We start from the raw sequence: 26,009 nt of genomic DNA, 5'->3' as shown, positions 1-26,009 counted from the left end.
GCCCACCCGGTGAAGCCGGCGCCGGCTTCGCCGGCGGGACGGGGCAGCCGCGGAGCACCCGGACTCCCCCGCCCGTTCCATCGCCCTCAGACCCGGCGCCAGGCGGCCATCGCCCAGGAGAACGCCCCGAACAGCACCAGGCCCGCCGCCACCGCCACCAGCAGCCACGGTCCCGCGGGGGTGTCGGCGAAGCTGCGCAGGGTGTCGTCGACGCCCTTGGCCTTCCCGGGGTCGAACTCCAGCGCCGCGTAGACCGCGCACCCGCCCGCCGTCGCGAACAGCGCGCCCCGGGCGAGCCCGCCGCCCACGCCGAGCACGTCGACGACGTCGCCGACCCACCGCGGCCACGTGGGCAGCGCCAGGTGCTTGCGGAACGTGCGCCGTACGGCCGACACCGCGATCACCACGCCGCCCACGGCTATCCCCAGCCCGGCCAGCGCGACCAGCCAGCGGCCGGCGGGCAGTTCGAGGACGCTCGCGGTGGCGTCGCGCGACTGCTCGTCGCTGGACTTGCCGCCGCCCTGCCCGGCGGCGAACGCCAGGGCGGACCCGGCGGCCACCGCGTAGAACACCGCCCGGCACGCGGCCGCGAACCGCTTGCGGGCCTTGCGGCCGCGGGGGCCGGGTCCGCCGAAGACGGCCTCCGACAGCTGCCAGAGGGCCATCCCGACGAGGCCGATCCCGACGGCCCAGATCAGCACCTTGCCCAGGGGGCCGCCCGCCAGTCCGGCGAGCGCGCCCTGCCGGTCCGCCTCCTGCCCCGGGTTCTCACCGAAGGCGATGCGCAGGGCGATGACGCCGACCAGTACGTACAGCACCCCGCGCGTGGCCAGTCCCGCCCGGGCCGCGGCCTCGACCCCGGCGCGGGGGGCGACCTCCCGCACGCGGTTCTCACCAGAAGTCGACTGCATGGCCACCTCTCCGTCCCCGGAGCGCCCGCGCGCTCCCCGGGAGCGTCTGCCCCGTCCGGCGGCGTTGTCCCAGGCCTACCGCACCGGTCACGCGGCGCGAGGGGTGCTCACGCGGGGTGATCCGGGGTGGCGACCCTGGCCAGGGCCAGGACCCCGGCGCAGATCAGGACCAGGCCGAGGAGCTGCGGCACGAGCCACCAGTGGGCCCGCACGTGTTCCTCGTACAACAGCACCCCCAGGGCGATGCTGACGCCGGCGTCGCCGAGGGTCAGTGCGGGCTGCGAGGCCACCAGCGGGCCGCCCTGCACGGCGTGTTCGAGGAGCAGCAGGGCGCAGACGCCGCTCGCGCCGAAGGCGTACGTCTCCCAGGTCGTCAGGAACGCGCCGATGCCGCCGTCGTCGAGTACGTGTACGGCCGACTTCATCAGGGCCGCCGTGAGCGCGTAGCAGACGGCGGTGGCCGCGCCGAGGCAGCCGGCCCGCATCCGGCCGGCCGGATGCCGCAGTCCGGCCACGGCCAGCGCCGCCACGGCCGCCGCGCACGCCGCCAGCGCGAGGACCCACCGGTCGAGCGGGACGTGGGTACGGTTCCCGGCCGGTGCGGCCGCGACCAGGACGATGCCGAGCCCGGCCACCACCGCCGCCACGGCGAGCCACAGCGCCCCCGGCAGCCGGCTCCGGGCCGCCAGGGAGGCGATCAGCAGGGCGAGCGGCAGCTCCAGCACGAAGAGGGGCTGTACGAGGGCCAGCGCGCCGGTGGCCAGCGCCAGGGCCTGGCCCACGCCGGCCGCGATCACCGCCAGGATCCCGGCGATCCACAGGGGCCGCCGCAGCAGGTCGAGGACGAGGCCGAACCGGAAGCCGTCGCTCTGCGGGACGGTGAGCGACGCCCGCCGCTGGAGGACGGTCGCGAGGGCGTTGCTGAACGCCGCGAACAGCGCGAAGAGGACCGGCAGGAGGAAGCCCATGCCCCGATCATCACCGCATCGGGAGCCGCTCGCGGCCGTGACACCGTCCGCTGCCCGCGCGAATGAGTGAGTTGGTTGGCTGGCTCCCTGGAGACAGAGGGCCGGCCCCCGGCGTGCCCGGCCGGGGGCGGGCTCACGGGCCGGGCTTCGTCCAGCGCCCACCCGGGTCACCGGCCGCGGGCTCCGTTCCCGGCGTCGGCGCGAGGACCAGGCGCGGCAGCGCCTCCGGGTGCTTCTCCGAGAGCCACGCGATGAGCTGCTCCCGTACCGCGCAGCGCACCGTCCACAGGTCGTCGGCGTCCTTGGCCGTGACGATCGCGCGCACGACCATGGTGGAGGGGGTCGTCTCCGTGACGGCGACGTCCCAGCCGCGGCCGTCCCATTCCCGGCAGTGGTTCAGGATCTCGTGCACCTTCTCGCGGATGAGGTCCACGGGGGCGGCGTGGTCGCAGTGCAGGAAGACGGTGCCCGTCATCTGCACCCCGCCCCGGGACCAGTTCTCGAAGGGCCGGGTGGTGAAGTAGGAGACGGGCATGGTGATCCGGCGCTCGTCCCAGGTCCGCACGGCGAGGAAGGTCAGCGTGATGTCCTCCACCACGCCCCATTCGCCCGCGACCACGACCGTGTCCCCGATGCGCACCATGTCGCCGAAGGCGATCTGGAAGCCGGCGAAGAGGTTCCCCAGCGTCGACTGGGCGGCGACGCCCGCCACGATGCCGATGATCCCGGCGGACGCCAGCACCGAGGTGCCGAGCGCACGGAAGCTCGGGAAGGTCAGGAGCATCGCCGCGACCGCGACCACGGCGACGACGGCCGTCACGACCCTCATGATCAGCGTCACCTGGGTACGGACCCGGCGGACCCGGGCCGGGTCACGGGTCCCGGTGGCGTAGCGGGCGTACCCGGACTCGACGACGGCGGAGGCCACGCCCACGATGAGCCAGGCACCGGCACCGATCAGGGCGAGCGAGAGGGCCCGGCCGACGGCGGCCTGGTGCTCCTGGAGCGGCCGCCACGCGGTCTGGTGGTACGCGGCCCTGAGCAGCGCGGCGAGGAGCACGATCTGCAGTGCCGGACGGCAGCGGCGCAGCGAGTGCCACAGGGGCGTTCCGGGGTCGCGGGCGTCAGCCCGGCGCAGCAGCAGGTCGACGATCCAGCCCGCGGCGGCGGTCAGCAGGATCGAGCCCCCCAGGACGGTCAGCAGGCGAAGTGCGGCGTTCATATCTCCTCAGCGGGTGTAGACGTCGAGGACATGGCCTCCCCGCACCTGCCCCGACGAGGAGGGCCGACACCGCTCTACTTGCCCCGGCCGCCCGCGAGGTCCCGTGCCCGGTCGACGAGCCCGGTGCCGACGGCCGGCAGCCGGTGATGCGGCTGCGGGGCGGACATGCCGGGGTGGGGGCGGGTCGGCACGAACTTCTTCGCGCGCCGCACCTCGGCCCCCAGCGCCTCCAGCGTCTCCCGGGGGCAGGCCTCGCGGAGCCGGGGGAAGAGGTTCTCCTCCTCGTCGTGGACGTGGGCGGTGACCTCGGCCTTCAGCGCGGCGATCAGCCGGTCGAAATCCGGTCCGCCGGCGTCCAGTCCTTCGAGGTCCTTCAGCAGCTTCTCGACGCGGGCGTGGTCGGCCAGTTCCCCGTCGGCGACGAGGGCGCCCTCGCCCTGCGGGAAGTGTGCGCGGATCGCCGGGCAGAGGTGCTCCTCCTCGGCCACGGCGTGCCGGACGAGTTCGATGGTCAGCTGTTCCGCCGCCTTGCGGCGTTCGCCGACGGGGACGGTCTGCTCGATCCGGGCGAAGAGGCCGGCCAGTTCCCGGTGGTCGGTGGTGAGTTCGGCGATGAGGTCCGCTTCGCGTGCCATGGCGGGGTCCCTTCCGGTCGGCGCCGGCCGGCGGCTGCGAGCCGGTCGCAGCGCGTGTACCCGTGGGGACGCAGAGCTAACGGGAGGAGCGGAGGGTCCGGCCGGCGCCACGCGCGCGGGGGCCGTCGGTCCGGCGCATGGGGCTCCCGGGGACGGGTACCCGGGGCGGTGACGTCCTGTCGGCGGCCCGCACCAGGGGGTGCGGGAGCCGCGGGGACCACGGAAGGGGTGCACATGTCGCACGTCGAGGAGTACGTCGAGGTCTGCGTTCCGGTGCGCACGGCCTACAACCAGTGGACGCAGTTCGAGGACTTCCCCGCGTTCATGGAAGGGGTCGAACGCGTCGAGCAGCGCACGGACACGCTCACCCACTGGGTGACGAACGTGAACGGTGTCCAGCGCGAGTTCGACGCGCAGATCACCGAGCAGCTCCCGGACCGGCGCGTCGCGTGGATGACGGTCGAGGGGGAAACCCGGCAGGCCGGGCTGGTCACCTTCCAGCCGATCGACGCGAGCACCACCAAGGTCGTCCTGCACATGAACTGGGTGCCCGAGGGGCTGGCGGAGACGGCCGCCGACAAGCTCGGCTTCGTCAAGCGGCAGGTCGCCGGGGACCTGAAGCGGTTCAAGCTGTTCATCGAGTCACGCGGCAGCGAGACGGGCGCCTGGCGGGGTGAGGTCTGACCGCCCGCCGGGGACACCGCCGTTGACCGGTCCGGCCTCGAACACCGCACGGTGCGGGGCCTGTTCGAGAGGGTCGTCCCCCACTGCGGCGTGCAAGCGGGCGAGTCGACCAGGACGCCGGGCGGCCTGGCGCGCCACCTGTGCGCAGCCGGCCCGGCGAGCAAAAGGCCCCGGTCTCCGTGAGGAGGCCAGGGCCTTGATCGAGCGCTGGGCAGGCCTTGCACCTGCATCCCCCCACGGGAAGTGGGGTGTCTTTCCTTGGACCACCAACGCCGGTCCCACCACCGTGTTCCACGGCGGCGAGCTCGAGAACAAGCATACGACACGCCGACGGGCCGCACGAACGGCCCAGGCCGCCGTAACACGCCGTTGGTCAGGTGAATGCCGGGCATGAGGCCCTCGGAGGCGGTGTGATCCTGCTTCGACGTTCCGTCATCGACTTGGGAGTGACATGCGTATTCGAACTGCGATCGCCGCCACCGTTCTGGCCGCGGCCGGCATCCTCGGCGCCACCGGTTCCGCCGTCGCCGACGTGACCGCCGAGGGGCTCGCCTACGGCTCCCCTGGCGTACTGTCCGGCAACGTCATCCAGGTGCCCCTCCACGCGCCGATCAGCGCGTGCGGCAACTCCATCGGCCTGATCGGCCTGGTCGGCGGGACCGCCGGCAACACCTGCGTCAACACCTGACCGCGCCGCGGCAGCGGCCGCTCCCGACGGTGCCGCCCGGGTCCCCCGGGCGGCACCGTCCGCGCACCGGGGGTGCGACCCGCGCGAGAGCCCACCGCGCACGGCGGGTTACGGTGTCCCTCCAGGTCAAGGGGGAACAGCGATGTCGCACCACGCAGGGTGGGAACAGCAGCCGCAGCCGTCCGTACCGCAGTGGGGAGGCGGCTGGTATCCGCCCCCTCCCCCGCAGCCGGGGGTCATACCCCTGCGGCCGCTGGGCGTGGGAGAGATGATCGGCGGCGGCTTCTCCGCCTTCCGCCGGTACTGGAAGCCGCTCGTCGGCATCATGCTCTCGGTGCAGGGCGCCGGCCTGCTGATCGTGGCCGCCGCGATCGGCATCGCCGTCATGGCCGTGCGCAGCCGCTTCTCCGCCGTCTTCGACCTCCCGCCCGGGGAACGCCCCACCGGCGAGGACGTGACGACCGTGGTCCTGGCCTTCGTACCGGCCGGCGTGCTCCTGCTGGTCACGTTGCTGCTGGGCGCGGCGTTGATCAGCGCCCTGTGCCCCGCCGTCGCCCAGGAGGCCGTGCTCGGCCGGCCCGCCACGTTCGGAGCCATGTGGCGCCGCTGCTGGTCCCGGCTGCCTTCGGTGCTCGGCGTCCTGGCGCTGATCGGACTGATCGCGGGCGGGCCGGTGCTCCTCCTCTACGCGATCGGCCTTCCGCTGGTCGTCCTGTCCGCGGACTCCTCCGAGCCGCCGGCCGGCCTGTTCCTGCTGCTCGCGGGCGTCATGGCCTGGATGCCGGTCTCGACCTGGCTCATGACGCGGTTCAGCTTCGCGCCCGCCGTGGCCGTGTTCGAGGGACTGGGGCCCGTCGCGGCGCTGCGGCGCTCCGCGCGCCTGGTCCGCGACGCCTGGTGGCGCGTCTTCGGCATCACCCTGCTGGCGTACCTCGTGGGGATGGCCGTCGGTTACGCCATCCAGCTGCCGTTCGGCTTCGTCGGGATGCTCGGGCTCTTCCCCGCGATGTTCGAAGCCGGCTCGGGCGACGGCGACCTCGGCATGGTGGTCTCCGGGATCGTCGTCTACGCCGTCTCCCTGCTCATCGGCTCCATGGTCAGCGCGCTGTTCCAGCTCGGCTACCCGCAACTGGTCGTCGCCCTGCTCTACGTCGACCAGCGGATGCGCCGGGAGGACCTCGCGGCAGCCCTGATCGCCTCCACCGTCCCCGCCCAGGCGGCGCCGGGCCGTACCGCGGGCCCCTGACCGGGTTTCCCGCCCCGCACGGCCGCGCCCCTCGGCGCCCGGGCACGCGGCGGCCGCGGCGCCTCACCGAAGGGCGCCGCGGCCGGATCCTCGCTCTGCGCCGGACGGGTCAGCGCGTGGCGCCGAAGTCCTGCGTCCAGTACTGGCCCGGCTGGGCGAGGCCGATGCCGATTTCCTTGTAGGAGCAGTCGAGGATGTTCCGCTTGTGGCCCGGGCTGTTCATCCAGCCCTCCATGACCTGCTCGGGGCTGCTGTAGCCGTAGGCGACGTTCTCGCCGTACGTCCGCCACTGGTAGCCCGCGCGGGTGATGCGCCCGCCCGGGTCGGAACCGTCGGAGCCGGTGTGGGACATGTTGCCGTGGGCTGCCATGTCCGCGCTGTGGTCCTGCGCGGCCTTGGTGAGCTTCTCGTTGACGGTGAGCACCGGGCACCCGACGGCGGCGCGCTCCTCGTTGACGAGCTCGAGGACCTTCGCCTGTGCCTCGGGAAGCGCTCCGGCGGCCTGCGGGGCCGCGGCGGTCCCGGCGGAGGCCTCGGCCGGCTGCGGCTGCGGAGCTGCGGGCGGCGCGGCCTCGACGACCGGCTCGGCGGGCTCTTGGGCGACGGGCTCGGCGGGCTCTTCGGCAACGGGCTCGGCGGGCTCTTCGGCAACGGGCTCGGCGGGGGCCTCGGCCCGCACCGGAGCCTGGACCGGAGCCTCCTGCGGCAGCGGGGCCGCCGGGGCGCCGAGGGGCGCGGCCCGGTGGTGGGCGACGTGCCGTACGGGGCCGTCGGCGCGGGTCTCGTGGGGGTCCAGGCACGCCATGGCGGCGGTCGGCACGCCCACGATGGCCAGCGCCCCGACGGCGACGGCTATTTTCCTGTAGTGCGTCTTCTTGCGGTGCTTCTTCATGCGGGACCTCACTCGGTGATCGCGAAGCTCCCGGCGCCGGACCACGAGGGCGCCGGAGGAGTCGCCATTCTCAGGAGCCCCGCAGCGGCATGGCAAGCCGGAACCGTCCGGCGCCGGGGGCCCCGCGGCCCCCGGCTTGAAAGGGCCGGAAGAACGTGCATGCCCCCGTCGGGGCCCCCTGCGCACCCAGCTGACGTGCCGCTAGAACGGCCCCTCGTCAGTCCCGTTGGGCGAGCAGTAATGAAAGTCGACAATTCCGTTTCTGGCGGAGTGCGGCATGTCAACGCCAAACAGGGACAAATGGCGAAATGTGGAGGCGTCGGCGATCTCCGCGAGGCCCGCCGGGCCGACGGGGACGGTGTGTCGCATGTCACGGAATGCGGAAAGCCCCGTATGCCCGGACACCGGGCATACGGGGCTCCTCGATGTGGCGTCAGCTCCGCGAGGCGCTGGCGACCACGCATTCCTTGTACTCGCTGCCGTCGCCCTTGCCCGTGTACGGGGCCGTGGCCTCGGTCTGCTGCGAGGCACCCGCCTTGACCTTCAGGCCGGTCACCCGCGCCTGGGCGGGGATCGCGGTGGAGGCGGCGTCCCCGCGGAACTTCATCGTGATGTTGTAGGTGTAGTCCAGCGCACCGCTGTTGGTGACGGTGAGCCTGGCGACCAGGTTCTTGCCCGTGCTGTCCATCTTGCAGCCGTCGATCCTGATGTCGCGCTCGGCCCTGTTGCTGCTGGAACCACCCGGCACGGTGCCGCCGGTGGACGTGGAACCGGTACCGCCGCTGGTGCTGCTGCTGTCCTGGCTGCCGCCGGTGGTGCCCCCCGTGGTGCTGCTGCCGCCGGTGGAGCTGCTGGAGCCGGAGTGGGAGCTGGAGCTGTGGCTGCTGCCGCCACAGCTGGCACCGTGCGAGCCACGGGCTCCGGTGAGTGCGACGACGGCGATGCCGAAAACAGCGACCGCGCGGACATGGCGAAGCTTCACGTTCAAAAACCCCGTTGACGTATCAGTGAGCAAGAGGCCCGTCTTGACGGGCGCACGTCACCCTACAGCCGACGGGAGGGTGCTCCCGACACTCCGTCCGCGCGGTGCGGGGCCGGGGCGTTCAGGTGTGGAGGAGGCTGTTGGGGCCGTCCTGGTCCCCCGCGCTCTCGTCGTTGAACCAGTAGTCGCCCGCCGCCAGGTACCGGAAGGAGTGGGCGCCCTTGCTCGGCAGTTCGACCGTCACCGCGCGCTTCCCGTCCTTGCGGGGGCGCAGGGTGTGGACGCCGGGCTGCCAGTCGTTGAAGTCCCCGACCACACTGACCGGGCCGGGCGGCCGGTCCCCGGGGAGGACGAAGGTGACCTCGGTACGGTCCTTGTGCAGCTTGCGCTCCAGCATGGGATCGGCTCCTCGGGGCTCGGGGTGGTCGGGGCTCGCACCATCCTGGGCACCCGGCCCGCGCTTCCGCGGCGACGCGTCCGCACGGCGTCCGGACATCACCCTCACGCCACGATCCGCGGCCGGCGGGGAGCGGACGGGGCCGATCCGTGGCACGGTGAACGGGGAGAGCCATCCGTACACCCCAGGCATCGAGGAGTCACCCGTCATGGGCGGTATGAAGGACAAGCGCCAGGAACCCGGCAAGGGCCGCGAGGAACAGAAGCGTCCGCAGCCGTCCGGCCAGGATCCCGTCCACCCCGAGCCCCTCACCCCGTCCCGCGGGCAGGACATCGTGGAGAAGGGGCGGCGCCGCGCGGCGGAACGCCGGGGCGAGGAACACGACCTGAGCGACGACGACTTCTGAGCGGGGCTCCGCCCCGCGCACGCAGAGCCCGGCCGGGCCCGTAGTCACCCGGCCGGGCTCTGTCCCGTCCCGCCGCCGACGCGGTCGCTCGAGGTGTGCGCGAGGACCGGCACGCGACGGCGCTCGTCGTCGCTGGGCGGTGCCCCGTCCGTCACCGCGGTGGGGCTGCCGCCCGCGCCGTCGTGCGGACCGGCGCGGACGATCGTGACGGGCGGACCGCGCGTCGTCCGGAGCGGATCACGGGAAGTACCGTCCCCGCGCGCGGCGTTGCCGCGACGAGCGGACCCGTCCGCGGTCTCCGGCCGGGTGCGGCCCGGGTTCAGCGCCGCAGCCGCTTCTCGGGGGGATCGTCCCGGGGCCACAGGCCGATCATGTCCAGCAGGGATTCGAGGTCTTCGGCGCTGGTGGCGCGGGAGGCGACCGCGCGGCGGGCCGCGGCCCGGTCCACGCTGCCCGCCCGGGCCAGGAGCGCCGGCTCGTCACATCCGAAGGGATCCTTCATACGACCGATGCCACCACGCCCCGGGCCGATCCGCAGCCGCCACTGCTCCCATCGGCCCCCGTGGAGTGGGCGCCCCTTAGGGTGAAGCGGAGATCCACCAGCCGGGGTCCGGGCCTGCGGACCGCCTTCCTCCAGGAGTTGTCCATGGCGCGCTCGCTCGACGGCCTCGTCTTCTTCCCGGTCGCCGACCAGTCCCCCGGCCAGGTGGGCCGGCGGACCCGGTTCGCCTACCACGAGCAGGACGGCCGGGTCTGGGCCGAGTACCGTGGCGGGGACGTGGTCAGGGGACACCTGGTCGGCACCCGGGCGGACGACACCGTCGACTTCCGCTACGTCCAGCTCCGCCACGACGGCACGACCGCCTCCGGCCACTGCGTCTCGCGCGTGACGGAGCTCGCCGACGGGCGGCTGCGTCTGGAGGAGGCCTGGACGTGGGAGTCCCAGGAGGGCAGCGGTACCAGCGCGGTCGAAGAGCAGCCCGGAACGAGGGAGAGCGCTTCATGAGGATCCACCTGACCAGTGTCTTCGTCGACGACCAGGACAAGGCACTGGCCTTCTACACGGACGTCCTGGGGTTCCTGAAGAAGACGGAGGTGCCGCTGGGCGCGGACCGGTGGCTGACCGTGGTCTCGCCGGAGGATCCCGACGGGACGGAACTGCTGCTGGAGCCCGACGGCCACCCCGCGGTGGGGCCGTACAAGGAGGCGCTGGTCAGGGACGGAATCCCGGCGGCCTCCTTCGCCGTGGGCGACGTACGGGCGGAGTTCGACCGGCTGCGGGTGCTCGGGGTGCGGTTCACCCAGCCGCCGGTGGAGTCGGGCCCGGTCACCACCGCGGTCCTGGACGACACCTGCGGCAACCTCATCCAGCTCGTGCACACCGACTGACGGCCCGGGAAGGCACCGGGCCGATGGCCTAGGACTTGTCCGGCCGATCATGTGTCTACGCCGTGCGCAGTTCGTTGATGTGGACATGGGGCGGGGTGATCTGAGTGATGTCGAGTGGGAAGGGCTGCGGCCGTTCCTGCCAGTCAGTAACAGGCGTTGCGGCCGGTGGCGGGACCACCGGCAGGTGATCAACGGGATTCTGCACCGGGTGCGGACCGGCATGCAGTGGCGTGACCTGCCGGAACGCTTCGGGCCGTGGAAGACTGTCTACGAACGCCATCGGCTGTGGTCGGCAGACGGGACTTGGGAGCGTCTGCTCCAGCAGGTCCAGGCCGCGGTTGATGCGGCGGGTGAGATCGACTGGGACATCTCGGTCGACTCCACCATCGTGCGAACGCACCAGCACGCGGCGGGCGCCCGCACTGACCCGCCGCCAGCCACCGCGCCAAAGGGGGCCGAAGGGCCAGAACACCAGGCCGAAACGCCGTGGCAGAGCCTCGTCGCCTGCCTGGTGGAGGTGGTGCGGGAGGTGAGGGCTTGGGCCGCTCGCGCGGCGGGTTCACCACCAAGCTCCACCTGAGCGCGGACGGCTGCTGCCGCCCGCTATCCCTGATCGTCACACCAGGTCAGCGGGCTGACTGTACCCAGTTCAAACCAGTGCTGGAGAAGATCCGAGTTCCGAAGTCCGGGCCGGGCAGGCCCCGCAACAAGCCCGACAGCGTCGCGGCCGACAAGGCCTACAGCAACGGGCCCTGCCGCGAATATCTGCGGCGCCGGGGCATTCGGCACACGATCCCGGAGAAGACCGACAGCCAGGCCGCCCGCCAGCGCAGAGGCTCACGAGGTGGCCGGCCACCGGGCTTCGACGATGGGCGGTACAAGAAGCGCAACACCATCGAACGGGCCATCAACCGGCTGAAGCAGTTCAGGGCCGTCGCCACGAGGTACGACAAGCGCGGCTACGTGTTCCTTGGCACAGCCACGGCAGCAGCCTTGGTCATCTGGCTCCGTATTTGATGGACGGGGCAAGTCCACGTGGTGGTCTTCTGCCTTACGGCGGACACAACGCATAAGCAGCGAGCGTTGCGGCCCGGATCACCGGCGGGGGTAGACGAGGATGCTCTCCCCGCCGGCGGTCGACGTGCCGAAGACGGCGACGTCGGCTCCGATCGCGGTGGGCAGGAGAGTTCCCCATGGCAGCGGGGACGCATGGCCCGAGGAGAGGTCGACGCTGGCGGGTGACTGGGAGGTTTTGCCGTAGGCGGTACCGGCCTTGTCCACCGTCGCGACGGTGATTGCGTTGCGGGTGCTTGTCTGCTCGAAGCACTGACCTTGCCCCGACTGAAGGTCGATCACCACGCGGCCGGCCAGCACATAGCGGCCATCACCCGACACCGTGGGCGTGAAGGCGGAGTCGCTCTCGTTCGCGCACGCGACGGAGGCGCGCACCAGGCCCGTCTTTCCGTCATGCACCGCATAGACGTTGGTCTGCCCCTTGCCCTCCTTGTCAGGCCAGGATGCCAGTGCGTCCCCGTTGGGCAGGCCGGAGGCCGTGACCCTGCGCCCGCCGCGCTCCGGCACGGCACCGGCAGGCACCACATCACCACTGAACCAGCCGCCGGCCCAGAAGGCGCCGTAGCCCTGGACCAGCGGCCCCACAGGCGTCTGCCCGGCCACCGTCACCCGGCTGTTGTCGCAGGTGCCGATCAGTTGCTGGCAGGGCTTGGGGGACTTCAGCGCGTGGTTCCTGTCGTAGGTGGTGACCTGGCCGGAGACTACGTCGACGAGCGACACGCCCTGGTCTGACGCCACTTTGACGACGCCCAGTTCCCGCTGCGCTGTGAAGCCGAGGGCCGGCCCCGGAACGGTGATCTCCCGCTGAGGCTTCACATCGTCGCCCGAAGAGGCGATGTCGTACACGGCCAAACGTGTGACCGGGCTCGCCGTGTTGACACCGTCACCACCCTCGCTGCCGGTAACCGCCAGAACGGCGTACTCCTTGCTACCGCCGCGGGCCAGCAACACCTTGGAGTCGACGGGCATCCCGCTCTTGGGGGCCTCCGGACGGACCACCGGCTTGCTGCTCCAGCGCACCTTGCCGGTCTTCGCATCCCTGGCCACCACGCGCGCCGTCTTGCCGCCTCGTTCGTGCCAGCGCAACAGAACCAGCCCGGCCTCATCGGAGATCACAGGCCCGGACAAATCGTGTTCGTCGTCCCTGATCTCCCAGCCCTTCGTATTGTCGAACGCCGCCGGCACGGGCTGCTTCGGTGCGGCCGCGGGTGCCGCCCCCTGCTCCGCGCCCTGGGCAGCACCACCCTTCGATCCGTTCGCCCCGTTGCCGGACGAACCGCCCCCGCACGCTGCCAGCGACAGCGCGGCGAACGCCGTCACCACACCCACAGCCACTCGCAACTTCTTCCGCATCACTTGCTCCCCCGATCGCTCCTCAACAAACCTGAGAAACATACGGGATGATCAATCATCAGATCCAGCGCCATTGCATTGGCCGCATGGCGCTGCGTTCGCAGGCGGACTCCCCCGGAAGACGCCTCGAACAGCCGGGCCGCCGTGGTGAGAGCGGTGCGCAGGGCGTGCACTGCACCTGGATCGACCTGGGCGGGTGCGCCGCGGGAGGCTTCCCACCCGAGGGTGAACTCGGTGGCGGCGGAGGCGTCCGGGCCGAGCTCTATCACCCCCCTTGGCGCAGCTGCGGCGGCTGTCCTCGTCATCTGGCGCGTACGTGATCGCCCGGACACCCCCTAGGATCCGGACGGGCGGGGCCGTAGCGCAGAGGTCGTCGCGCGCGGTCTCCAACACCGCGAGGACGCCGGTTCGATTCCGGTCGGTCCCGCCCGTCCCGCCGGGCCACGGGGTGGTCAGGCCGGCTGTTCGGCGGTGGCCGGCGCCCCGCCCTGTCCGGCCCGGAGCTGCTTCTGGCGCGTGCCGCCGCCCGACATGCGGTGCAGGCGGTAGCCGCCGGGCTTGCGGGCCTCGTCGGCCAGGTGCTTGACGACGCCCTTGCAGACGGTTTCCTTGAGTTTGGCGCCGGGCCGGCCGTCGACGTGGAGCCAGATCGCGACGTCGGCCCGGGTGGCGAACTGGAAGATGCCGTCGCGTCGGCCGAGGCTGATGCACTGGGCGCCGAACGCCTGGTTGAGGTGCTCCGGCCGCTCGCCCGCGATCCGGCTGAGGACGGTGTCGGCCGCCCGGGCGCCCAGCGGCATCGCGGCCTGGCAGCTCATGCGCAACGGCACGCCCGAGGGGGCGGCCGAGTCGCCGGCCGCGACGATGCGCACGTCGTCCACGCTGGTCAGCGTCTCGTCGGTGAGCAGGCGCCCGACGGGGTCGGTGCGCAGGCCGCTGCGTGCGGCGAGGTCGGGGACGGCGAAGCCGGCGGTCCAGATGGTGACGCTGCTGGGCAGTTCGCGGCCGTCGGCGAGGCGGACGGTGTCCCGGGTGACGGCATCGACCGTGCTGTCGGGGCCGTCGATGACGCGTACGCCCAGGGCGGCCAGGCGGCGGGCGACGGAGCGGCGGCCGCGGGGGTGGAGGTAGGGGCCGAGGACGCCGCCGCAGGCCAGGGTGACGGTGCGGCCGGCTTCGGCGAGCTCGGCGGCGGTCTCGATGCCGGTGGGGCCGGCTCCGACGACCGTGACCGGGGCGGACGCGGGTGCGGCGTCCAGGACGGGGCGCAGCCGCTGGGCCTCTTCCAGGGTGGCGACCGGGTAGGCGTGCTCGGCCGCTCCGGGGACGCGCAGGGCCGCGCTGGTGCTGCCGACGGCGTAGACGAGGTAGTCGTAGCCGAGCGTGCCGCCCGAGGACAGGGCCAGGGTGCGTGCGGGAGCGTCTATGCGTGCCGCGGTGTCGACCACCAGCCGTACCCCGTCGGCCAGGACGTCCCGGTAGTCGACGACGGCCTCGTCGCTGCCGCCCACCAGCTGGTGCAGGCGGATGCGGTGGACGAACGAGGGGCGCGGGTTGACCAGCGTCACCGCCACGTCGCCGCGCAGGGTCAGGCGGTTGGCCGCCATGACGCCCGCGTAGCCGCCGCCCAGCACCACCACGTCGGTCTTGTCGGTCATGATCTCTCCTTCGTTTCCGGTCTCGCGGAAACCGGTGGCCGAGCATCACTCACATGCAGTTGCTGCACTGGTGTGCAGCGACTGCATCAGGATATACCGAGGCGAGGAGTGGACGTCAAGATCGGTCCGCCAAGTGGTAGGCGGCCGTACGAAGTTCGGCGACGAGGCGTGCCGGGCGGCAGCCCCGCCGGGGCGAAAAGGAAGGGCCGCTGTCGGCGCCCGTGATTAGGCTGCACGGATGAGCGAGATGGAGATCGTCACCGAACGGGCCGAGTGGCGGGGCGGGTTCGAAGAGCGGCTGCTGGCCGGGTACCGGGGCGCGGGGTGCCCGGAGCCCCTGGCCAGGGCCCTGCTGGAACGGGCGGCACAGGGGATGGACGGCTGGACGGTGGCCACCGACGGCACCGGATGGGTCGCGGTGTCCGTGTCGGAGGACAACGGGGTGCCCGTGGGCCGGATCCACGACCTGACGTTCCCCGAGGGGCGCGCGTGGGCCGAGCGGTGGTGTGCCGAGCACGGCGCGCGGCGGGTGGAGGTCCGCCTCACCGGCGGAGCGGGAGCCTTCGCCGACTACCCCGTACGCGGGCAGAACCGGATCCGCGCCGTGGCCCGGGAGCCGCAGCTGCCCCCGGGCCTTACGGTGCGCCGGCTCACGGAGGAGGAGTACCCGGCCTGGTACGCCGGCGAGGAGGCCGCGTACGTCGCGGACATCGTCCGGGCCGGGGCCCTGACGCCCGAGCAGGCCAAGGAGAAGTCCGACCGGGACTTCGCCCTGCACCTGCCCCAGGGCTACCGCACCCCGGGGCACGCCTTCTACGCCATGGAGGCCGGCGGTCAGGTGATCGGCACCGGCTGGGTGAACCACGGCTTCCTGCCGGGCGTCACCTTCGGCTTCTCGCTCGAGGTGTACGAGGAGCACCGCGGCAAGGGCTACGGCCGGGCCGCGATGGCCGTCGGCGAATGGGCCACCCGGCAGGGCGGGGACGAGGCGATGATGTTCAACGTCTTCGGCGGCAACGACGTCGCGATGAGCCTGTACGACTCCACCGGTTTCGCGGTACTGGAGGAGTTCCGCTCCGTCGACCTCCCGGTCGCGGCCGGAGCGGTCCCCGCTCCGGTGTCAGCCGTTCAGTGACGTCATGAGCTCGGGCGCGTACCGGTCCCCCGAGACCACGCCGTGCGGCGCGACGGCGTCGATGGAGGCCAGGTCGGCGTCGGTGAGGGCGACCGCGGTCGCGGCGACGTTCTCCTCCAGGTAGCGGCGGCGCTTGGTCCCGGGGATCGGCACGGCGCCCATGCGCAGGGTCCAGGCCAGCGCGAGCTGCGAGGGGGTGACGCCCTTCTCGGCGGCCAGGGCGCGGACCCGGTCGACCACGGCGAGGTTGCGGTCGAAGTTCTCGCCCTGGAAGCGGGGGTCGGTGCGCCGGAAGTCGTCGGCGGCGAAGTCGTCCGGGCTGGTCACGGCGCCGGAGAGGAAGCCGCGGCCGAGCGGGGAGTAGGCGACGAGGCCGATCCCGAGCTCGCGCAGGGTATCCCGTACGCCGTCGTGCTCGATCCCGCGCTCGAAGAGGCTGTACTCGGTCTGCACGGCGGCCAGCGGGTGCACGGCGTGGGCGCGGACGATGGTGGACGCGGCGGCCTCGCAGATGCCGATGTGGCCGACCTTTCCGGCGGCGACGAGCTCGGCCATGGCGCCGATGCTCTCCTCGATGGGGACGGCCGGGTCGACGCGGTGGAGGTAGTACAGGTCGATGTGGTCGGTGCCGAGGTGGCGCAGGGAGCGGTCGGCGGCGCGGCGGATGTACTCGGGCGTGCCGTTGTGGCCGCGGAACTCCCCCTGGTCGGTGAACTCGACGCCGGTCTTGGTGGCGATGACGGCGGCGTCGCGGCGGCCGGCGAGGGCCTTGCCGAGGAGCTGCTCGTTGATGAAGGGGCCGTAGCCCTCGGCGGTGTCGAGCAGGGTCACGCCCAGTTCGAGGGCGCGGTCGATGGTGGCGAGGGATTCGGTCTCGTCGGCGGCTCCGTAGTGGGCGCTCATGCCCATGAGGCCGAGGCCCTCGGCGCCGACCTTCAGTCCCTGGCCGCCCAGTGCGCGGATCTCCATGGTGTCCTCCCGGGGTAAGTAACTAACTGGATAGTTCGAGTCTGCACCCCTGGGGCGCCGCATGTCAATAACCAGATAGTTACTTGCTAGGCTCCGCGGTATGGCACGGGATTCCAGCGCAACCAAGGCACGCCTGCTCGACGCGGCGTTCTCCGAGTTCGCGGCGTACGGCATCGCCGGCGCCCGCGTCGACCGCATCGCGGAGAACGCGCAGGCGAACAAGCGGCTCATCTACGTCTACTACGGCAACAAGGAGCAACTGTTCGACGCCGTGCTCCAGCGGGCGCTGGAGACGGGCTCGGAGTCCGTGCCCTTCGACGCGGAGGACCTGCCCGGGTACGCGGGGGCGGTCTTCGACCACTTCGCGGCGCACCCCGACCTGACGCGCCTGGTGCAGTGGAAGCAGCTGGAGCGGCCCGAGACCCCGGAGCTCGTGGCGCAGTCCTACCGGGCCAAGCTCGAAGCGGTGGAGCGGGCACAGGCGGCGGGGCTGGTCGACCCGGGGCTCGACCCGGCGGACGTCCTCACGCTGGTCATGGGGCTGGCCCAGGCGTGGACCGGCGAGGTCGGCGGCCCCGCCACGGGCGGCCCGGCCGCGCCGTGGCCCGCCGAGCGGCTGGCCCGCCACCGCGAGGCGGTCGTCGAGTCCGTCCGCCGCCTGATCCGGCCGCCGCAGCCCGAGGCTTGACCGGACCGGCTCCGGCCCGGGCCCGGCCTCCCGCGGAGGCGGCCCGGGCCGTCCCTGCCGGATCCCGCCGGTCGAGCCCGCGGCGCCCGGCGCCGTGCGTCCCGAGGCGGAGGAAGGCCCGGTTACGGCTGTCCCCGGGCCCTCCGGCAAGGCGGCGGGGCGCGGTGTCAGGCCGCCGGGGGGCGGGGCGTGGCCTGTGCCAGGAGCCTGAGGGCGGTGTCGTCCTCGGAGCCCGCCGGGGCGGTCGCCACCAGCAGGGTCTGGTCGTCCGTGACGCGCAGCGCCTGCTGGGTGACGGTCAGGGTGCCCACCAGCGGATGCCACATCCGCTGCTCGGCGGCGGTGCAGGGCCGGGCCCGGTGGTCGGCCCACATGGTTGCGAACTCGTCGCTCTTCATGCTGAGTTCGCCGACGAGGGCCCCCAGCAGCGCGTCGTCCGGATGGCGGCCGGCCGCGTACCGCAGATTGGCGACGGCGGCCCTGGCTTTGGATTCCCAGGTGACGTACAGCTCGCGCAGGTACGGGTCGAGGAAGATCGACGAGGCCATGTTGGGCCGGTCGGCGGGCCGGTCGGGCGCGGTGGGGTCGAGGTGCCCGGCGAACAGGGCGTGGCCCAGCGGGTTCCAGGCCAGGACGTCGGCGCGGCGGCCGGTGAGGACGGCCGGGACGTCCGGCATGGAGTCCAGCAGCCGGCGGGTCGCCGCGTCGACCCGTTCCGCGGGCGGGCGCCGGGCGGGCGGCCGCCGCACGGCCAGACCGGCGAGGTCGTGCACGTGCCGCCGCTCGGCCTCGTCGAGGTTCAGCGCGCGGGCGAGGGCGTCCAGCACCTCCGGCGAGGCGTTGTGCGAGTGCCCCTGCTCCAGCCGCGCGTAGTACGAGGCGCTGACCCCGGCGAGGAGGGCCAGCTCCTCGCGGCGCAGGCCCGGGACCCGGCGCCGTTCGCCGTACGTGTCGAGGCCGATGTCCGCCGGCGTCAGCCGGGACCGGCGGGCCTGCAGGAACGCGCCGAGGCTGCTCTGTCCGTCCATGCGCCCCAGTATCGCCGGGCCCGCGGCCCGCTTGCCTCTCCCTGCCGGGGATAGGCAGCGGAGGGTGTGGCTGTGCCGCGCCGCGCCGCGCAGGGTGGGGGCCATGAACACAGACACCATCGAGTTGGGCCACGTCACCGTCACCCGGGTCCGCGAGTACTACGGACCGCTCGGGCTCCCCCCGCGCGGCTTCGTCCCCGAGAGCAGCGAGGACGTCTGGACGGCGCACTCCGACTGGCTGCGGCCCGACTTCGCCGACGGCGAGCCGCCCGTGGCGCAGGTCGCGCTGCAGACGTGGGTGCTGCGCAGCGAGGGCCGCGTCGTCCTCGTCGACACCGGCGGCGGCAACCACAAGGCCCGGCCCGGCACCCCGTGGGACCGGCAGGAGACCGCCTTCCTGGACGACCTCGCGCGGGCCGGGGTCAAGCCCGAGGACGTCGACCTCGTCGTCAACACCCACCTGCACGGGGACCACGTCGGATGGAACACCCGCCTGGACGGGGAGGACTGGGTGCCCACCTTCCCGAACGCCCGCTATCTGATCAACCGGAACGACTTCGAGTTCTGGAACCCCGCGAACGGCCACACCTCCGTCCTCGGCGACGGCAACGCCGGTGTCTTCGAGGACAGCGTGGCCCCCGTCCACGAGGCGGGCCAGGTCGTGCTGTGGGAGGACAGCCATGTGATCGACGCCAACCTCCGGCTGGACCTCGCCGCCGGGCACACCCCCGGGTCGAGCGTGCTCACCCTCGCCTCGGGCGGAGACCGGGCGGTGTTCGTGGGCGACCTGCTGCACAGCCCGGTGCAGATCATGGAGCCGGACGCCAACAGCTGCTTCTGCGAGGACGCCGGACAGTCGCGGGCCACCCGGCGCCGGCTGCTCGGCTGGGCCGCCGACCACAACGCGCTGCTGGTTCCGGCGCACTTCGGCTCCCACGGTGCCGTCGAGGTCGTCCGGGACGCGGGCGCCTTCGCGGTCAAGGGGTGGGCGGGGTTCGCGCCGTACACCCCGGGCGGCGAGGGCTGAGCCGAGCCCGGACGGCGCGCCCCGGGACCGGCTGGTCGCGGGGCGCGCCGTCGTGTGCGGGGCGCTCCGCCGGGCTGCGCGGCGGCCGGGTCGGCTCCTGCCGGTCCGGATGCGAGTAGGGTCCGTCGTAGACAGGCACCGGCCCCCACGAACGGATCCGATCCCCCATGTACGCACCCGAGCGTCAGCAGCGGATCGTGCAGCTGACCCAGGAGCGCGGGCGCGTCGAAGTCCTCGCTCTGGCAGCGGAGTTCGGAGTCACGCAGGAGACCGTCAGGCGGGACCTGACCGCCCTGGAACGGGCCGGCCTGCTGCGCCGGGTGCACGGCGGCGCCCTGCCGGCCGGGGGGCTGCACCTGGAGCCGGGGCTCGCCGAGCGCGACTCCACCGCCGCGGCCGCGAAGGAGCGGATCGCCAAGGCCGCGCTCGGGCTGCTCCCGGAGGAGGGCAGTCTGCTGCTGGACGCGGGCACGACGGTCTCCCGGCTGGCCGCCCTGCTCCCCCTGGACTCCACGCTCACCGTGGTCACCAACGCCCTTCCGGTGGCCGCCCGGCTCGCCGAGCACCCCGGGCTCGGCCTCCACATCGTCGGCGGCAGGCTGCGGCACCGTACGCAGGCGGCGGTGGACGCGTGGGCACTGCGCGACCTCGCCGAACTGGAGGCTGACGTGGCGGTGATCGCGGCCAACGGCTTCTCGGCAGAGGCGGGGCTGACCACCCCCGACCTGGCCGAGGCGGCGGTGAAACGGGCCATGGTGGGCGCCGCCCGCCGGGTGATCCTCGTCGCGGACTCCTCCAAGTACGGCGCCCGCCACTTCGCCCGGTTCGCCGCGCTGGCACAGGTGGACGTGCTGGTCACGGACACCGGGCTGACCGAGGAGCAGGAGGCCGAGGTCGCCGCCCGCGGCCCCCGGGTGATCCGGGCCTGACCATCAGCCGGGCAGGCGGAAGCCGTTGAAGAGGTCGTCCATGCCGCGCAGCGCCAGACGGGCGGGGACGGCCCGGACCGCGAGGTCGCGGGCCGCCGCGGCGAGCGGGTTGCCGAGGGCGCCGAGCCGGCCGACCCGGCGGGCGCGGACGCGTACGGCGTCGGTGCGGTCCCGGCGGGCCGCCGTGTACGCGGCGAGGGCGGCCGGGACGGGGTCCGGGCCGCCCTGGCCGTCCGGGCCGCCCTGGCCGTCCGGGCCGTCACCCGCCGGGAGCAGGTGGGCGAGGACCACCGCGTCCTCGATGGCCTGGCAGCCGCCCTGGCCCAGGTTGGGGGCCATGGCGTGGGCTGCGTCGCCGAGCCAGGCGATCCGGCCGTGGTGCAGGCGGGGCAGCGGGGCGGCCAGGTCGTGGAGGTCGTTCTGCAGGACGTCGGCGGCGTCGAGGCGGCCGACGCGTTCCAGCAGGGCCGGGATCGGGTCGTGCCAGGCTCCGAAGCGGCGGCGGAGTTCGGCGCGGGGGTCGGCCGACCGGGTGCCGGCCGGGACGCGTGCGGTGGCGTAGAGGTAGTACCGGCCGTCGGCGAGCGGCGTCACGCCGAACCGTTCGCCGCGCCCCCAGGTCTCGCTCATGGCCGGCACCGGCAGGTCCGGGGCGTCCACGAGGGCCCGCCACGCGGTCTCGCCGAGGTAGTGCAGGCCGGGGTGGGCGGGGAAGTGCGCCCGGCGGAGCGGGCTGTGGATGCCGTCGGCGGCGACGACCAGATCGGCGGTGAACTCCTGGCCGGTGGCCGTACGGACGCTCGCGCGGCCCGTGACGCCGCCGGCGGCCGGTGCGCCGAGGGCGGGCGGTGCGCCGAGGGCGGGCACGGCGACACCGGGTACGGAGGCATCGGGCTCGGCGTCGGTCAGGTCGACGCCGGTCACGGCGGTGCCGTAGCGCAGGGCCCCCGGTGGCAGGGCTGCCGCCAGGGCGGCGGTGAAGGCCGGACGCGGGACGGCGATCGGGGGCGTTCCGTAGCGGGCCGCCATGTCCGCGGTGGCGACCCGGGTGAGCCACCGGCCGTCGGAGCGGCGTACGCCCATCGCCTCCGGTACGCGGCTGCCGGCGGCGCGGGCCGCGTCGACGCCGATGGCATCGAGTGCGCGCAGGGCGTTGGGGGCGAGCCCGATGCCCGCGCCGGTGGCGGGGAGTTCGGGGGCACGTTCGCAGACCGTGACGTCCCAGCCGCGGCGGTGCAGTGCGAGGGCCGCCGTGAGACCGCCGATTCCGGCTCCGGCCACCACCGCGTGCCGTTTCGCCACGGCGCACCCCTTTCCCTCCGGCGCGGGCGCCGTCGGCGGCCGCCGAGCCCCGACCCTACAACTCCCGGGCCGGGGCTCCGGCCCGCTTTTCAGGAAGCGGCCGCGCCGCGGCGGCCGGTGGCGGAGGCGAAGCCGAGCCAGGTGTGGCGGTTGCCCCACCAGCACCAGCCGACCTTCGGGGCGTTGCGCCGCTCACGGCCGTCCCGTCCCGTGCCGTTGCTGATCCAGATCGCGGGGGTGCGTGCGTCCAGGGCGCCGTTCGGCTTGCGCAGGCGGGAGCCGATGGTCATGAAGCAGCGGCCGCGTTCGAGGACTTCCGGCTGCTGGAGCACCCAGTGGATGCCTTCGGTGAGCAGCAGCGGGGTGCGGTCCTCCTCGGCGAGGGCGGGCAGCGCCTCTTCCGGGCTCCAGTTGGCCATGTGATCGCCCCGGTCGACGCCGGTGACCAGGTAGAGGGGGGCGTCGGGCAGCTCGACGGCGCCGGGTGCGAAGTCGTCGACGTCGGTCATGTCGGTGACGACGAAGCCGGGCTTGCCGTCGTGGCGGAGCAGGGGCGCCAGCGCGGAGGCGGGGGCGCGCTCCGGGTGGACGGCGAGCAGGGCGCCGCGGTGTCCGGCGCCGGCGTCCTCGGCGAAGGCGCGCAGCTCCTCGGCGGATATCCCCGCGATGTCGTGCACGCCGAGGCGGATCAGCTGGTCGGCCTGGGTGGCGAGCGGCGGGAGGGAGGGCGTGGGGGCGGCGGGCGAAGCGTCGGTCAAGGTACTCCTCGGTCGGCGGTGGGGAGCGGTGGGGAGCGGCGTGCGTGGGATGAACGAGGCGCCCCGCCGCAATGTTCCCGACGCGGCACTGTTTTTGACACGGGTTCAGGCGCACCGCGGCCGGGCCGGGCGGCGGCCCCGGCGTCACCCCGCCGGTCACGGGACCGGCCGCTCCCGCGGCGCCGCTGACGGGGCGGGAGGTGACGGGAGGAGCCCGGAGGAGGTACAAGGCGTAGGTGAAGGAAAAGACCCAGGCCGCGACCGTCCGCGTGTTCATCGCCCTCGCCCCGCCCGACGCGGCGAAGCAGGAACTGGAGCGGGCGCTGCTGCCCGCCTACGAGGCGTACCCCCGCATGCGGTGGAACCGGATCGAGGACTGGCACATCACCCTGGCCTTCCTCGGCGAGCTTCCGGTCGGGGCCGTCCCGCTCCTGCGGCCGCCGCTCGCGGCCCTGGCGGCGGCGCGCCGGCCCGTACGGCTGTCGCTGCGCGGCGGCGGGCATTTCGACGAGCGGGTGCTGTGGAGCGGGATCGACGGGGAGGTCGAGGAGCTGCACGTACTGGCCTCCGAGGTGCGCGCGGTGGTCAAGGAGTGCGGCATCGCCTTCGCGGACCGGCCGCTGCGTCCGCACCTGACCCTGGCCCGGGCCCGCCGAAACGATCCCTCGGCCGCCGTGGAGGCCGCCGCCGGACTCGCCGGCTTCGCCGGGCGGCCCTGGGAGGCCGGGCGCCTGCACCTGGTCGGCAGCAACGTCGGCCGGGGCCCGGGGCCGATCCACTACCGGGACATCGCGTCCTGGGGCTTCGGCGGCGGGAGCGGAGAGGCCCGCGGCCACGCCACGCGGACCGGAATTGCATGACCATGCGGGAGCATGCATAATCTTCCTATGTCTAAGGTCCTCACCTCCCTTCCCGCCGGCGAGCGCGTCGGCATCGCCTTCTCGGGCGGCCTCGACACCTCCGTCGCGGTCGCGTGGATGCGCGACAAGGGTGCCGTCCCGTGCACCTACACCGCCGACATCGGCCAGTACGACGAGCCCGACATCGCCTCGGTGCCCGGCCGTGCGAAGGCCTACGGTGCCGAGATCGCGCGCCTGGTCGACTGCCGGGCGGCGCTGGTCGAGGAGGGCCTGGCCGCGCTGACCTGCGGCGCGTTCCACATCCGCTCGGGCGGGCGGGCCTACTTCAACACCACCCCGCTCGGCCGCGCCGTCACCGGCACCCTCCTGGTGCGGGCGATGCTCGAGGACGACGTCCAGATCTGGGGCGACGGCTCGACCTTCAAGGGCAACGACATCGAGCGGTTCTACCGCTACGGCCTGCTCGCCAACCCGCACCTGCGGATCTACAAGCCGTGGCTCGACGCGGACTTCGTGACCGAGCTGGGCGGCCGCAAGGAGATGTCGGAGTGGCTGCTGGCCCACGACCTGCCCTACCGCGACAGCACCGAGAAGGCGTACTCCACCGACGCCAACATCTGGGGCGCCACCCACGAGGCGAAGACCCTGGAGCACCTGGACACCGGCGTGGAGACGGTGGAACCGATCATGGGCGTCCGGTTCTGGGACCCGTCCGTCGAGATCGCCACCGAGGACGTGACGATCGGCTTCAACCAGGGCCGCCCCGTCTCGATCAACGGCAAGGAGTTCTCCTCCCCCGTCGACCTGGTCATGGAGGCCAACGCCATCGGCGGCCGCCACGGCATGGGCATGTCGGACCAGATCGAGAACCGGATCATCGAGGCCAAGAGCCGCGGCATCTACGAGGCGCCCGGCATGGCGCTGCTGCACGCCGCGTACGAGCGCCTGGTCAACGCGATCCACAACGAGGACACCCTCGCCCAGTACCACAACGAGGGCCGGCGCCTGGGCCGGCTGATGTACGAGGGCCGCTGGCTGGACCCGCAGGCCCTGATGGTCCGCGAATCCCTCCAGCGCTGGGTCGGTGCGGCCGTCACCGGTGAGGTGACGCTGCGGCTGCGGCGCGGCGAGGACTACTCGATCCTCGACACCCGTGGCCCGGCGTTCAGCTACCACCCGGACAAGCTCTCCATGGAGCGCACCGAGGACTCGGCCTTCGGCCCGGTGGACCGGATCGGCCAGCTCACCATGCGGAACCTGGACATCGCCGACTCCCGCGCCAAGCTGGAGCAGTACGCGGTCCTCGGCCTGATCGGGACCGGCAGCCCCGCCGTCGGCGCCGCCCAGGCGGCCTCGACCGGGCTGATCGGCAGCATGCCGGAGATGCCGCAGGGCGGCGCCGAGGCCATCGCCTCCCGCGGCGAGGTCTCGGCCGACGAGGAGATGCTGGACCGCGCCGCGATGGAGTTCGGCACGGACTGACCGGCCGCCGGCACGGAGAAGGCCGGTCCGGCGCCTGGGGCGCCGGACCGGCCTTCGTCTTTTCGAGCTCCTCAGTAGACGAGCTTGTACGTCACGTCCTTCGGCACCGGGGCCGGCGCCGTGTCGGTGTAGAGGAGCCGGATCGTGGTGAAGCGCCGGACGTCGGGGCGGTCGGGCCAGGCCTCCGGCCGGCTCAGGGTCACCGTCACCGGGTAGGAGCGGAAGCGCCCCGCCGCGCAGTACGGGCGGCAGTCGTTGACCATGTCGGTCCCGGTGGCGGTGGCGGTGCTCGGCCCCCACGTCTCCCAGCGCAGCGCGACCAGCCGGTTGTTGCCGTCGCCGCAGGCCAGCAGGTACTCCTCGGGACGGACCTGGGCCTGCGCGGAGCAGTCGACCACGACGACCGGATCGGGCGCCGGGGTCGGGGCGGCGGAGGCCGGGACGGCGGCCGCCGCGCAGGCTGCCAGCGCGCACGCCAGCGCCGCTCTCCGCGCTCCGGACCGGCGTGTCCGTCCGGGCCGGGTCATTCGTGAAGCCTCCATCAGCCCCTCCTCGCCAGTCCGTACCGTCGGCGCGCGGCCATGCCCAGCTTCCCCCATCCGGCCGCACCCCGCACCCGCGGGGAGGCCCTCACCTCCCTGCCGGCGACCGCCCGGCCGTCCCCGGACGGGGCGGGACGGCCGGGTGGCGGGGCGGCTACGCCGGGGTGCGGGGGGCCCGGCGCATGGCCCACAGGAGGGGGCCGCCGCCCGGGAGCCGGACTTCGCCCTGGACCGTGAAGCCGAAGTGTTCGTAGACGGGCAGGTTGGCCGGCTTCGAGGACTCCAGGTAGACGGGCAGGCCCGCGGCGTCGGCCCTGGCCAGGCCCGAGCGCAGCAGCGCCGCCCCGTGGCCCTGGCCCTGGCCGGCCGGGTCGGCGCCGATCAGCGCCAGGTACCAGTGCGGCTCCTGCGGCGCGTGCCGGGCCGCCGCCTCGACGGCGTCCCGGAAGAGGTGGGCCCGGTCCCCGAGCAGGGCCGTCAGCTCCTGGATGGTCTCCGCGTCGGGCACGGCCTTCTCGTGTCCCTCGGGCGACACCCAGAAGGCGGCCGCAGCAGCGGTGCGCTCGCACACCCCGTGGCGGAGGTACTGGCGTGTGTAGAGGGTGCTGAAGTAGCGGGCCAGGGTCTCCTCGCGCGAGGTCTCGGCGGGGAAGAACCAACTCATCATCGGGTCGTCGTGGAAGGCGCGGGCCAGGGCGCGGCTGATCGACGGGGCGTCGTCGGCCGTTGCCGTCTTCGGCTGGTTCGTGATCGACATACGGGTCATTCTGTACCCTGATGATCT

Annotated in this window: 28 protein-coding genes, 1 tRNA gene and 1 pseudogene; 14 read left to right on the top strand and 16 right to left on the bottom strand. The window is 73.4% G+C overall.

Annotated elements, in window-relative coordinates; translation table 11 throughout:
• Positions 1-86 precede the first annotated feature (86 nt).
• The 4 genes from AB0D45_RS20110 to AB0D45_RS20095 form a co-directional block, all read right to left on the bottom strand.
• On the bottom strand, positions 87-911 hold the full coding sequence (locus AB0D45_RS20110) for a DUF1206 domain-containing protein (RefSeq protein WP_362460797.1): 825 nt from the start codon (positions 909-911) through the stop codon (positions 87-89).
• Between the two features lie 107 nt (positions 912-1,018).
• Positions 1,019-1,879: a DMT family transporter gene (locus AB0D45_RS20105; protein ID WP_362460794.1), complete on the bottom strand. Its 861-nt coding sequence runs from the start codon at positions 1,877-1,879 to the stop codon at positions 1,019-1,021.
• A 133-nt stretch (positions 1,880-2,012) separates the two neighbouring features.
• Positions 2,013-3,101 carry a mechanosensitive ion channel domain-containing protein gene (locus AB0D45_RS20100; RefSeq protein WP_362460791.1) on the bottom strand — a complete coding sequence of 363 codons (1,089 nt, stop codon included), beginning with the start codon at positions 3,099-3,101 and terminating at the stop codon, positions 2,013-2,015.
• Positions 3,102-3,175: 74 nt separating this feature from the next.
• Positions 3,176-3,736, bottom strand: coding sequence for a hemerythrin domain-containing protein (locus AB0D45_RS20095; protein WP_362460788.1), 561 nt, complete (start codon positions 3,734-3,736; stop codon positions 3,176-3,178).
• Between the two features lie 234 nt (positions 3,737-3,970).
• On the opposite strand from AB0D45_RS20095, the gene AB0D45_RS20090 reads away from it, so the two are divergent.
• From AB0D45_RS20090 to AB0D45_RS20080, 3 genes are all read left to right on the top strand, one after another.
• Complete coding sequence (locus AB0D45_RS20090) at positions 3,971-4,420, top strand: SRPBCC family protein (protein WP_362460785.1); 450 nt, start codon at positions 3,971-3,973, stop codon at positions 4,418-4,420.
• Positions 4,421-4,871: 451 nt separating this feature from the next.
• On the top strand, positions 4,872-5,108 hold the full coding sequence (locus AB0D45_RS20085; RefSeq protein ID WP_361611545.1) for a chaplin: 237 nt from the start codon (positions 4,872-4,874) through the stop codon (positions 5,106-5,108).
• A gap of 142 nt (positions 5,109-5,250) precedes the next feature.
• Complete coding sequence (locus tag AB0D45_RS20080; RefSeq protein ID WP_362460781.1) at positions 5,251-6,354, top strand: hypothetical protein; 1,104 nt, start codon at positions 5,251-5,253, stop codon at positions 6,352-6,354.
• A 109-nt stretch (positions 6,355-6,463) separates the two neighbouring features.
• On the opposite strand, the gene AB0D45_RS20075 is transcribed toward AB0D45_RS20080, so the two are convergent.
• From AB0D45_RS20075 to AB0D45_RS20065, 3 genes are all read right to left on the bottom strand, one after another.
• Positions 6,464-7,246 carry a CAP domain-containing protein gene (locus tag AB0D45_RS20075; protein WP_362460778.1) on the bottom strand — a complete coding sequence of 261 codons (783 nt, stop codon included), beginning with the start codon at positions 7,244-7,246 and terminating at the stop codon, positions 6,464-6,466.
• A 433-nt stretch (positions 7,247-7,679) separates the two neighbouring features.
• Positions 7,680-8,228: a hypothetical protein gene (locus AB0D45_RS20070; RefSeq protein WP_361611199.1), complete on the bottom strand. Its 549-nt coding sequence runs from the start codon at positions 8,226-8,228 to the stop codon at positions 7,680-7,682.
• 121 nt (positions 8,229-8,349) lie between these two features.
• The gene (locus tag AB0D45_RS20065) at positions 8,350-8,625 is read right to left on the bottom strand and encodes an isoamylase early set domain-containing protein (RefSeq protein ID WP_361611200.1); all 276 of its coding nucleotides are present in this window, start codon (positions 8,623-8,625) and stop codon (positions 8,350-8,352) included.
• 208 nt (positions 8,626-8,833) lie between these two features.
• Here AB0D45_RS20065 and AB0D45_RS20060 point away from each other — a divergent pair, with 208 nt between their 5' ends.
• A complete protein-coding gene (locus tag AB0D45_RS20060) occupies positions 8,834-9,031 on the top strand; it encodes a hypothetical protein (protein WP_362460775.1) in 198 nt (65 codons plus the stop codon).
• Between the two features lie 319 nt (positions 9,032-9,350).
• On the opposite strand, the gene AB0D45_RS20055 is transcribed toward AB0D45_RS20060, so the two are convergent.
• The gene (locus tag AB0D45_RS20055) at positions 9,351-9,533 is read right to left on the bottom strand and encodes a hypothetical protein (RefSeq protein WP_361611206.1); all 183 of its coding nucleotides are present in this window, start codon (positions 9,531-9,533) and stop codon (positions 9,351-9,353) included.
• A gap of 144 nt (positions 9,534-9,677) precedes the next feature.
• Between AB0D45_RS20055 and AB0D45_RS20050 the strand changes: the two genes are divergently transcribed.
• The 3 genes and pseudogenes from AB0D45_RS20050 to AB0D45_RS20040 all read left to right on the top strand — a co-directional run bounded on the left by AB0D45_RS20050 (position 9,678) and on the right by AB0D45_RS20040 (position 11,437).
• Positions 9,678-10,037 (top strand): hypothetical protein, encoded by a 360-nt coding sequence (locus AB0D45_RS20050; protein WP_361611208.1) that lies wholly within the window; start codon positions 9,678-9,680, stop codon positions 10,035-10,037.
• Positions 10,034-10,420: a VOC family protein gene (locus AB0D45_RS20045; protein ID WP_361611209.1), complete on the top strand. Its 387-nt coding sequence runs from the start codon at positions 10,034-10,036 to the stop codon at positions 10,418-10,420. The genes AB0D45_RS20050 and AB0D45_RS20045 overlap by 4 nt, the downstream gene beginning before the upstream one ends.
• An 85-nt stretch (positions 10,421-10,505) precedes the next feature.
• Positions 10,506-11,437: pseudogene (locus tag AB0D45_RS20040) on the top strand (IS5 family transposase).
• 78 nt (positions 11,438-11,515) lie between these two features.
• On the opposite strand, the gene AB0D45_RS20035 reads toward AB0D45_RS20040, so the two are convergent.
• The gene (locus tag AB0D45_RS20035; protein ID WP_362460771.1) at positions 11,516-12,847 is read right to left on the bottom strand and encodes a hypothetical protein; all 1,332 of its coding nucleotides are present in this window, start codon (positions 12,845-12,847) and stop codon (positions 11,516-11,518) included.
• A 352-nt stretch (positions 12,848-13,199) separates the two neighbouring features.
• Here AB0D45_RS20035 and AB0D45_RS20030 point away from each other — a divergent pair.
• Positions 13,200-13,274: transfer RNA gene (locus AB0D45_RS20030), tRNA-Trp, on the top strand.
• A gap of 25 nt (positions 13,275-13,299) precedes the next feature.
• Here the strand turns inward: AB0D45_RS20030 and AB0D45_RS20025 are convergent.
• Positions 13,300-14,505, bottom strand: coding sequence for an FAD-dependent oxidoreductase (locus tag AB0D45_RS20025; protein ID WP_362460768.1), 1,206 nt, complete (start codon positions 14,503-14,505; stop codon positions 13,300-13,302).
• Between the two features lie 238 nt (positions 14,506-14,743).
• On the opposite strand from AB0D45_RS20025, the gene AB0D45_RS20020 reads away from it, so the two are divergent.
• Positions 14,744-15,640: a GNAT family N-acetyltransferase gene (locus AB0D45_RS20020; RefSeq protein ID WP_362460766.1), complete on the top strand. Its 897-nt coding sequence runs from the start codon at positions 14,744-14,746 to the stop codon at positions 15,638-15,640.
• Here AB0D45_RS20020 and AB0D45_RS20015 read toward each other — a convergent pair.
• Complete coding sequence (locus AB0D45_RS20015) at positions 15,626-16,609, bottom strand: aldo/keto reductase (RefSeq protein ID WP_361611130.1); 984 nt, start codon at positions 16,607-16,609, stop codon at positions 15,626-15,628. The genes AB0D45_RS20020 and AB0D45_RS20015 overlap by 15 nt on opposite strands.
• Positions 16,610-16,709: 100 nt before the next feature.
• Between AB0D45_RS20015 and AB0D45_RS20010 the strand changes: the two genes are divergently transcribed.
• Complete coding sequence (locus tag AB0D45_RS20010) at positions 16,710-17,297, top strand: TetR family transcriptional regulator (protein WP_362460763.1); 588 nt, start codon at positions 16,710-16,712, stop codon at positions 17,295-17,297.
• Between the two features lie 167 nt (positions 17,298-17,464).
• Here AB0D45_RS20010 and AB0D45_RS20005 read toward each other — a convergent pair whose 3' ends face one another.
• Positions 17,465-18,325: a helix-turn-helix transcriptional regulator gene (locus AB0D45_RS20005; protein WP_362460760.1), complete on the bottom strand. Its 861-nt coding sequence runs from the start codon at positions 18,323-18,325 to the stop codon at positions 17,465-17,467.
• A gap of 103 nt (positions 18,326-18,428) precedes the next feature.
• Here AB0D45_RS20005 and AB0D45_RS20000 point away from each other — a divergent pair, with 103 nt between their 5' ends.
• Both AB0D45_RS20000 and AB0D45_RS19995 read left to right on the top strand, forming a co-directional pair.
• Positions 18,429-19,352, top strand: coding sequence for an MBL fold metallo-hydrolase (locus tag AB0D45_RS20000; RefSeq protein WP_362460758.1), 924 nt, complete (start codon positions 18,429-18,431; stop codon positions 19,350-19,352).
• A gap of 167 nt (positions 19,353-19,519) precedes the next feature.
• Positions 19,520-20,281 carry a DeoR/GlpR family DNA-binding transcription regulator gene (locus tag AB0D45_RS19995; protein ID WP_361611229.1) on the top strand — a complete coding sequence of 254 codons (762 nt, stop codon included), beginning with the start codon at positions 19,520-19,522 and terminating at the stop codon, positions 20,279-20,281.
• A gap of 3 nt (positions 20,282-20,284) precedes the next feature.
• On the opposite strand, the gene AB0D45_RS19990 is transcribed toward AB0D45_RS19995, so the two are convergent.
• The gene (locus AB0D45_RS19990; protein ID WP_362460756.1) at positions 20,285-21,583 is read right to left on the bottom strand and encodes an FAD-dependent oxidoreductase; all 1,299 of its coding nucleotides are present in this window, start codon (positions 21,581-21,583) and stop codon (positions 20,285-20,287) included.
• Between the two features lie 89 nt (positions 21,584-21,672).
• Positions 21,673-22,341, bottom strand: a complete 669-nt coding sequence (locus AB0D45_RS19985) for a DUF5701 family protein (RefSeq protein ID WP_362460753.1) — start codon at positions 22,339-22,341, stop codon at positions 21,673-21,675.
• A 236-nt stretch (positions 22,342-22,577) separates the two neighbouring features.
• On the opposite strand from AB0D45_RS19985, the gene thpR reads away from it, so the two are divergent.
• Both thpR and argG read left to right on the top strand, forming a co-directional pair.
• On the top strand, positions 22,578-23,201 hold the full coding sequence (gene thpR, locus AB0D45_RS19980; RefSeq protein WP_362460750.1) for an RNA 2',3'-cyclic phosphodiesterase: 624 nt from the start codon (positions 22,578-22,580) through the stop codon (positions 23,199-23,201).
• A 27-nt stretch (positions 23,202-23,228) separates the two neighbouring features.
• Positions 23,229-24,683, top strand: coding sequence for an argininosuccinate synthase (argG, locus tag AB0D45_RS19975; RefSeq protein WP_361611645.1), 1,455 nt, complete (start codon positions 23,229-23,231; stop codon positions 24,681-24,683).
• 71 nt (positions 24,684-24,754) lie between these two features.
• On the opposite strand, the gene AB0D45_RS19970 is transcribed toward argG, so the two are convergent.
• A complete protein-coding gene (locus tag AB0D45_RS19970; protein WP_362460747.1) occupies positions 24,755-25,225 on the bottom strand; it encodes a hypothetical protein in 471 nt (156 codons plus the stop codon).
• Between the two features lie 154 nt (positions 25,226-25,379).
• Positions 25,380-25,991: a GNAT family N-acetyltransferase gene (locus AB0D45_RS19965; RefSeq protein ID WP_362460744.1), complete on the bottom strand. Its 612-nt coding sequence runs from the start codon at positions 25,989-25,991 to the stop codon at positions 25,380-25,382.
• Positions 25,992-26,009: the final 18 nt, after the last annotated feature.

It is taken from the genome of Streptomyces sp. NPDC048352, assembly GCF_040651895.1.
Lineage (GTDB): Bacteria > Actinomycetota > Actinomycetes > Streptomycetales > Streptomycetaceae > Streptomyces.
Note: the sequence above shows the minus strand (reverse complement) of the source record. Positions and strands in the feature narration are given on the sequence as shown.